Raw genomic sequence first — 3,526 nt, 5'->3', positions numbered from 1 at the left:
ACGCCCGTGCAGATCCTCGATCGGCAGCTCGGTGCGCAGATCGACCTCGAAGCACATCCAGCAATCGGTGACGTCGAGGGTCTCCAGCGGCGGAATGCGGCTGAGGTCGCAGCGGACCGCGACGATGTCCGCCTCCGGCAGCGAGCCCAGCACGACGCGCGGCTCGATGACGCGGCGGAACAGGTCCGTCTCCGGAGTGATGCGCAGCCGCAGGCTCCGCCCGGGCTTCGCGACGGCCGGCACCGGTGCGGCGACCGGCTCGTCATCCCAACCATCGTCGACCGGCTGTGCCGGGGCCGCGATCTTGGCGTCGACCAGGGCGAGCAGATTGCCGAGTGCGGCTATGCCAACCGGCGCATCGTTGTCGGCGATCGGTGCGGCCGGCACGGAGACGGCGACCGGGGCCGGCACGGGAGCGGGCACAACCGGCTCCTTGCCGACCTGCTCGAGCGCCGCCAGCAGGTCCGGGCGCTCGGTGGCCGGCTCGTCGTTTCGGGCGGCGGCGACGAGATCGGCCACGGCGTCGGAGCAGCGCAGGAACAGCGTGAAGGGCGCATCCTCGATCGCGACGCGGCCGGATCTCAGATGGTCGAGCGAGGCCTCGAAGACATGCGCGAAGCCGACCAGCTCGGTACAGCCGAACGCCCCCGCGCCGCCCTTGATCGAGTGGATGGCGCGGAAGGCGGCATTGACATCCTCAGGATCGCTGGAGCCCTCGTCGAGTGCCTGGAGCTTCTGCTCCAGCGCCCCGAGGAGCTCTTCGCATTCCTGAAAGAAGGTCTGCTTGAGTTCTGCCAACGGATCCATCGGCCAGCCTTCAGTTCTGATAGCGGGCGACGAGGCCGAGCAGGGTGTTGGGCTCGAAGGGCTTGACCATCCAGGCGCTGGCGCCGGCGCGGCGGCCCTCCGCCTTGATCTCGACGCCATTCTCGGTGGTCAGGACGATGATCGGCGTGTTCTGGCCGGCAGGCCGGGCACGGCAGGCGCGGGTGAACTCGATACCGTCCATGATCGGCATGTTCAGGTCGGTGATGACGAGATCGGGCTTGAACTGGTCGAACTTGTTCAGTCCGTCCTCGCCGTTCTCCGCCTCCGCCACCTCGTGGCCGGCATTCCGCAGCGTCAGGCTGAGCAGGCTGAGCAGGGTCTTGGTGTCATCGATGGCCAGGATTTTCATGCCTGTCACTCCAGAACGAGAGCGCTGTGGGCGGCATCGAAGCCGATCGCCCGCAGGGATTCGCGGCACTCGGAAGAGGCCGCCTTGAGCGTGACCGAAAGCCCCCGCGCCCTGGCGCTGGTGGCTGCGGAGTGAAGGAGCTGGATCCACAGGCTGGGCAGAGGACCGGCATCGGCGCATTCGACGGCGACGCTTTCCTTCTGCTCCAGCGCGACGAGCAGCTGGTTGCGGAACGTCGCGGCCTCGGAACGGCCGAGGAAGGGCGGAAGCGAAACGGTGATGACCATGCAGGGCGACCCAGAATTGCGCCCGTGGAGCATCGCGTCGAACTGGTAAAAACTTCGCTAAATGGCGCCGCTATCGTCAACACCTGTGACATTTCGGCGGCTATGCGCAGGCGGGACGCCGCTCTCAGAACATGCTGTTGCTGATCGCACGCGGCACCAGGCTGATCTTGCCGTTGGCCTCGCGGTATTTCCGGGGAACGTTGATGATGCCCGACATGTGCAGCCAGAGATTGTTGGGCGAGATCGGCTTCGTGATGATCTCGTGCGCGCCGAGTTTCGCCGCCTGCACCACGGAGCGCCGATCCGGCCGCTCCATCATCACCAGGACCGGCGCCTTGGCGAAAGGCGAGGTCCTGAAGGAACGGATCGCGGCAAGGCACTTCACGCTGCCGCCGTCGATCAGGTCCCAGTCCAGGATCACGATGTTCGGCTGCTTCTGGATGAAGGTGGTCGCCGCCGACGACAGATCCGACGCCTCGAAGATGCGGTTGAGCTGCGCCTGATACAGCATCGTGCGGATGATCCGCCGGTAATGCGGGCTCGGGTCGATGAGCAGCACCGACAGGTTGGGGAAGGAAGGCGCGATATGCATGGCGCTGGCTCGGGTACTCGCTCACTCAACTCAACGGACGGCCGTGGCGGCCGCTACACCTTCAGCCCGATCCGGAAGCCGCCCCAGTGGCGGCCCTTGACCAGGATCGGCGCCGACAGATCCTCCATCACCAGGAACTGCCCGCCACCCATGTCGCGCCGGTAGCTCTGCAGCAGGAAGGGCTTGCGGTTGCGCGCGGCGGCAAGCCCGGTCCGGTCGTCGAAGATGCGTCGGTTGCGGCAGTTGGCGTTGTTCCAGACCGGGTCATGCCCCTGAGGCTGCGCATATTTGCGATTATGCGTCGGCAGGAAGCCGTTGCGATCGACCGCCGCACAAAAGACGATCCGCCCGTTCGAGCCCAGCAGCTTTTCCTGCAGCGCCGGCAGCATCCGGTCGGTCAGCGCGACGAAGCGCGTCATGTGCTGGACAGGGTTGGAACCCGGCACCGGCCGATAGGCGTCGTCGAACAGATCCGCGAGCGAAACCTCGCCGCGCGCCAGCGCCCCCTCGAACAGCTCGCCGATCGCCGCGGCCGTCTCCATGACTGTCGCGATCAGCTCCGACTGCGCCGTTCGAACACCTGAAGCCGCGATCGAGCCGAGGATGCCCTCGCTGATCGCAACCAGCGCGTCGGTGCGCTCGACGGCCTGCTCGAGGATATGGGTGGAGGCGTCGACCCCGCTGACGAGGCCCGCAAGGTCCTGCCCGGCCTTGGCACAGGCCTCGGCATTCTCCCGCGTCGGCAGCGAGACCGCTTCGATCTCGCCGATCAGCTCGACGACCGAGCGGCCGAAGCTGTCGAACTCGCCGACCTGCTGGGAGATCGTCTGGCTGCCTTCCCGGGCGCGCTGCGCCGTCTGCGCATTCGCCTGGCTGCGCCGCGACAGCGCATCGACCGCCTTGACCAGGAGATCGAGCTGGGCGGCGCTCGCCGCCGTCGCCTCCCGCGTCTGCTCGGCGAGCGTCTTGACGGCTGCCGCAATGACGGCGAAGCCCCTGCCCGCCTCGCCGCTGCGCGCCGCCTCGACGCCGGCATTGATCGAGAGCAGCTGGATCTCGCGGGTGATCGACTGGATCGCGTCGCTGGATGCGCGCGCCTTGTGCGCGTCGCTGACCGCCTGCGCCAGCGCCTGCGACATCGACTGAGCCTCTTCCGACAGCGTCTGGATGTCCGTCTGCGCGGCGTTGAGGCCGAGCTTCACCGAGCCGGTGACGCGCTCGAGCCCGCTGCGCACCACGGAAGCCGCCGCCTGCGCGCCCTCCGCCGCCTGCCTGATCGCATGGTTGGCGCGCGAGACCTGCTCGACCGCGCCGACGACGCGCCTGAGCCCGTTCGTCTGCGCTTCGAATTGCTGGGTCACATCGCCGATCCTGCCGGCCACGTCGGTGATCTCTGCACTGAGCTTGCCGAAGCGCTCGGCGATCTCCCGTACGGCTCGCTCGGCCCCGGTCTCCGGATTTGCAACCGCA

The 3,526-nt window shown here is 67.6% G+C and carries 5 protein-coding genes; all 5 read right to left on the bottom strand.

The genetic code is table 11. The features are described 5' to 3' along the window. Positions 1 to 798: Hpt domain-containing protein (locus ACIPIA_RS12400; RefSeq protein WP_400509939.1), on the bottom strand; the 798-nt coding region annotated here is incomplete at its 3' end. A gap of 19 nt (positions 799 to 817) precedes the next feature. Further along, positions 818 to 1,177 (bottom strand): response regulator, encoded by a 360-nt coding sequence (locus ACIPIA_RS12395; RefSeq protein WP_400509936.1) that lies wholly within the window; start codon positions 1,175 to 1,177, stop codon positions 818 to 820. Between the two features lie 5 nt (positions 1,178 to 1,182). Further along, on the bottom strand, positions 1,183 to 1,464 hold the full coding sequence (locus ACIPIA_RS12390) for an STAS domain-containing protein (protein WP_400509933.1): 282 nt from the start codon (positions 1,462 to 1,464) through the stop codon (positions 1,183 to 1,185). 124 nt (positions 1,465 to 1,588) lie between these two features. Beyond that, positions 1,589 to 2,056 carry a response regulator gene (locus ACIPIA_RS12385; protein ID WP_400509932.1) on the bottom strand — a complete coding sequence of 156 codons (468 nt, stop codon included), beginning with the start codon at positions 2,054 to 2,056 and terminating at the stop codon, positions 1,589 to 1,591. A gap of 53 nt (positions 2,057 to 2,109) precedes the next feature. Then, positions 2,110 to 3,526: methyl-accepting chemotaxis protein (locus ACIPIA_RS12380; protein ID WP_400509930.1), on the bottom strand; the 1,417-nt coding region annotated here is incomplete at its 5' end.

This window comes from Allobosea sp. CER48, assembly GCF_044752385.1.
Classification (GTDB): domain Bacteria; phylum Pseudomonadota; class Alphaproteobacteria; order Rhizobiales; family Beijerinckiaceae; genus Allobosea.
Note: the sequence above shows the minus strand (reverse complement) of the source record. Positions and strands in the feature narration are given on the sequence as shown.

What these genes read in the sequence shown, in the direction of transcription:
- ACIPIA_RS12390 (WP_400509933.1), bottom strand. Translation starts at nt 1,464, where the DNA reads ATGGTCATCACCGTTTCGCTTCCGCCCTTCCTCGGCCGTTCCGAGGCC.
- ACIPIA_RS12395 (WP_400509936.1), bottom strand. Translation starts at nt 1,177, where the DNA reads ATGAAAATCCTGGCCATCGATGACACCAAGACCCTGCTCAGCCTGCTC.
- ACIPIA_RS12385 (WP_400509932.1), bottom strand. Translation starts at nt 2,056, where the DNA reads ATGCATATCGCGCCTTCCTTCCCCAACCTGTCGGTGCTGCTCATCGAC.